The organism is Actinomycetota bacterium, assembly GCA_030017835.1.
In the GTDB taxonomy this organism is placed as follows: domain Bacteria; phylum Actinomycetota; class Aquicultoria; order UBA3085; family Oleimmundimicrobiaceae; genus Yes70-04.
The window spans coordinates 1-3,510 of the sequence record JASEGU010000047.1 but is presented as its reverse complement, the minus strand read 5'-3'; the positions used below and the strand labels follow the sequence as shown (position 1 = coordinate 3,510).

Annotated in this window: 1 protein-coding gene and 2 pseudogenes; all 3 read left to right on the top strand. The window is 53.2% G+C overall.

Annotated elements, in window-relative coordinates:
* The first annotated feature begins 313 nt into the window (after nt 1-313).
* Nucleotides 314-1,558 (top strand): annotated as a pseudogene (locus QMD53_06920) (cyclic beta 1-2 glucan synthetase).
* 383 nt (nt 1,559-1,941) lie between these two features.
* Entirely contained in the window at nt 1,942-2,280 is a 339-nt protein-coding gene (locus QMD53_06915) for a hypothetical protein (GenBank protein ID MDI6800368.1), read from the top strand.
* A gap of 32 nt (nt 2,281-2,312) precedes the next feature.
* Nucleotides 2,313-3,317 (top strand): annotated as a pseudogene (locus QMD53_06910) (IS3 family transposase).
* Nucleotides 3,318-3,510: the final 193 nt, after the last annotated feature.

The window sequence follows — 3,510 nt, the reverse complement described above, 5'->3', positions numbered from 1 at the left end:
CTGATTATGTAATTGTTGGAGAAAGTCCCGGTTCGAAACTCCAAAAGGCGCAGGCTCTTGGTGTTAAAACCATTTCTTATGATCAACTACTGAAACTTATAGAGCAGCGCAATAGTGAATTATAGTTGACTGAACTAAGCACTCAAGATTAGTGGAAAGTTGTGCGGATTTCAACCGCAAATAAGCATTCTTAAATCCTATAACATTCCCTGAATCGACAAATAAACTGTTCTTATTGTATAATAAAAAGCACTGGACTGGACGGAGAATCCTTAAGTGCACTGACCTATCAAATCCACAACTGCCTGTTTCGATGTGCTTCTTTTCTAAGAAGGAGACCTCAAACTTGAAAGTGAGCAGCAAGACCATTCTCAGTAACCTGCCCCATTTGCGGGCGAGCCGGCGCGGAGACGGCTTGGCACAAAAGGACGCCTGCTACGAGGCACCGCTGCGACCGGAACTGTTCAGCAGCGACCAGATGGAGCAGCATGGCAAGACCCTGGCGGGCTCGCACAAGTTGGGTCTAGGACGTGCACCGGACCAGCTTCTGACGCGGCTGGCTGAAAATGAAGACGTCCTGATTGGAGCCCGCAACCTGCTGATGGACGCGGTTAAGACGAACCGCCGGATTACGCCGGCCGGGGAATGGCTGCTCGACAACTTCTATCTGATCGAAGAACAGATTCGCACGGCCAGACGACACTTGCCCAAGGGTTACAGCCGCGAACTGCCGCGCTTGCTTAACGGCCCATCGGCCGGGCTTCCGCGCGTGTACGACATCGCGCTGGAGATTATCTCCCACGGCGATGGACGGGTGGACCCGGAAAACCTCAGCAGTTTCGTAGCCGCCTACCAGACGGCGACCGTCCTGAAGCTGGGCGAATTGTGGGCCATCCCGATCATGCTGCGCCTGGCCCTGATCGAGAACCTCCGGCGCGTTGGCGCCCGGATCGCCGCCGACCGGATTGACCGAAACCGCGCCGACTACTGGGCGGACCAGATGACCGAGATCGCGGAGAAAGACCCGAAGAGTCTGATTCTGGTAATCGCGGATATGGCCCGGTCGAGCCCACCGCTGGTGAGCTCGTTTGTCGCGGAATTGGCCCGCCGGTTGCAGGGACAAAGCCCCGCTTTGGCCCTGCCGCTCACCTGGATTGAGCAGCGGCTCTCCGAGTCCGGCTTGACGATTGAGCAGTTGGTGCAGTCGGAGAACCAACAACAGGCCGCCGATCAGGTTTCCATAAGCAACAGTATCGGCAGCCTCCGATTTCTGGGGGCGATGGATTGGCGCGAGTTCGTCGAGACGATGAGCGTTGTCGAGCAGATCCTGCGTGAGGATCCTGGCGGAGTCTACGGCAAGATGGATTTTGCCACCCGTGATCGCTACCGTCACGTAGTGGAAAAGATAGCGAAGAGCAGCCGCCTATCCGAAAGCGAGGTGGCCCGCAAAGCGAATCAATTGACCCGCGAGGGCGCGTCCAGGAAAGGCAGCGATGATCGGGCGGCACATGTTGTGTTCTACCTGATCGACAAGGGATTGGTGCAGCTCGAGCGACTGGAAGCAAGAAAGGGGACAGATTTATTTTTTTCCCTTCCTTGGTCTCCCTTGTCCTCGAAATTCCTAAATTCTCCTTCCATTCCTTAAGGTTCTCTTGATAGTAAAAATAATCTTCATCACTTACAAAGACTACCTGACGATTGTGACCCCGATAAGCGAGATCGCTTGCGGTCTCGCTTATCATGATGAGGGTAGTTGTATTAGAAAAATAAATCTGTCTAAGATGTTTCTGAGTCTGTATAGGTTACCTGGGGTGAGGTCGAAGTACTTTAGGGAGGGGGTAACGGAAGGAGCCCGTAGGGCGACTGGAGTTACCCCCTCCCTGCGGCCGCTTGACCGGGGGAGAGAGATGGTCTAACTTTCCATGCAAGGAGGAACCAAAGATGGAAGACCAGACTTCGGTTGTTCGGAAACGTCGGCATCTATCCCCGGAGGAAAAGTTTCAGATCTTTTTGGAGGCCACCATGGCCAAGGCCAAGGAGAATGGCTCGGTGGCAGAGGTTCTACGGCGTTGGGGCATTCATTCGAGCGATTTGGTCCGTATTAAAAAGACGATCGAGCAAAGTTCCTTGGGGGCCTTTCGGGAACGAAAGAGTCGCAGGCCCCAGGTAAATTTTGAAGAGTACCAAGGCCTTCAGTTGGAGAAGCAGCGCTTGGAGACGACGATTTTGGAGCAGGCTGCGGAGCTGGCTCTTTTGAAAAAAAAAGATCGCTCGACCTAAAGGATTGTCTTGGGGGCCAGTATCTTTCTGCGGCGGTTAAGGAAGCTCTAGTTTTTACCATTCGTGAGGTCAGCCGGGAGTATTCTGTGACGGTGGAATTTTGTTGCTGCAAGTTACAATTGGATGCGGAGCGTTATCGGCGGTGGGTGAGGCTGCATCAGCGCACAGGGCGGTATGGTGGGGGCAAGGCTGGACCTCAGATGGCTCCTCATGCCCTTTTGCCAGAGGAGAAGGCCAAGATCATCGAGTTGAGCCAGGAGGAGGTCTATGCAGATTTTTCCCACCGGCAGCTGGCGGTGTGGGCCTCGGAGACTGATCAGGTTCAGGCCAGCCCGGCGAGTTTTTACCGGGTGATGAAGGAACAGAATTTAATGGAGAGGCGCACCTGTAAGCCTCGGGAGCCGCAGAAGAAGCCGGAAGTGAAACCTACCCAGCCGAATGAGATCTGGTCTTGGGATTTAACTTATCTGGCCCTGGGGCCGGTCTTCGTCTATCTTTTTGCCATCCTGGATGTGTACAGTCGCAAGATGGTCGGTTGGTATCTTTCGTTGAACGCTACAGTGGAGTCGATGAAAAGGGCATGGGACCAGGCCCTAACGAGCGAGGGTCTTTTGGGGGTTAGGGAGGCGCCCCGGTTACCCGTGGCTCTCTCCGACCATGGAGTGCAGATGGCCAAGAAGACCGCCCGGCAATTTTTCAAAGACTTGGGGATTGGCCAACTCTTTGCCCGCTATCAGACTCCTACAGACAACTCGTGGATCGAGAGTTGGTTTCGCGTTCTCAAGTATGATTGGCTGCGGTTTAAAGACTTTGTCTCTTTCGATCAACTAAAAGCCATCCTGGCTGAGTTTATTTTGTTCTACAACACCCAGAGGTATCATGGGGCTATTGAGTATGTTACCCCTGAACAGAGGCATACAGGTGCGGCCAAAACGATTTTGGCTCAAAGAGCGGAAAGAAGACTTCATGCTCGCAAGAGGCGTTTGGAGATAAACGGCAAATTAAAAGACCAGGCCTCCCTGGCTCAGGCAGCTTAAAAATGGTACTTAGACCTAACCACATTTTTCGGTTGACAATTCAGAAACAGTGCAGTCGCGTGTAACAGTAAACCTGACTGTCTGGCCAGCTGTAGCGGTTTCGGAGGATATTGCATCCTCTATCCGAACCGGTATCGGGGTTCCAGCCTTAACCGTTACCTCAGCAGCGTAGCACAATAACGATAACTGCATT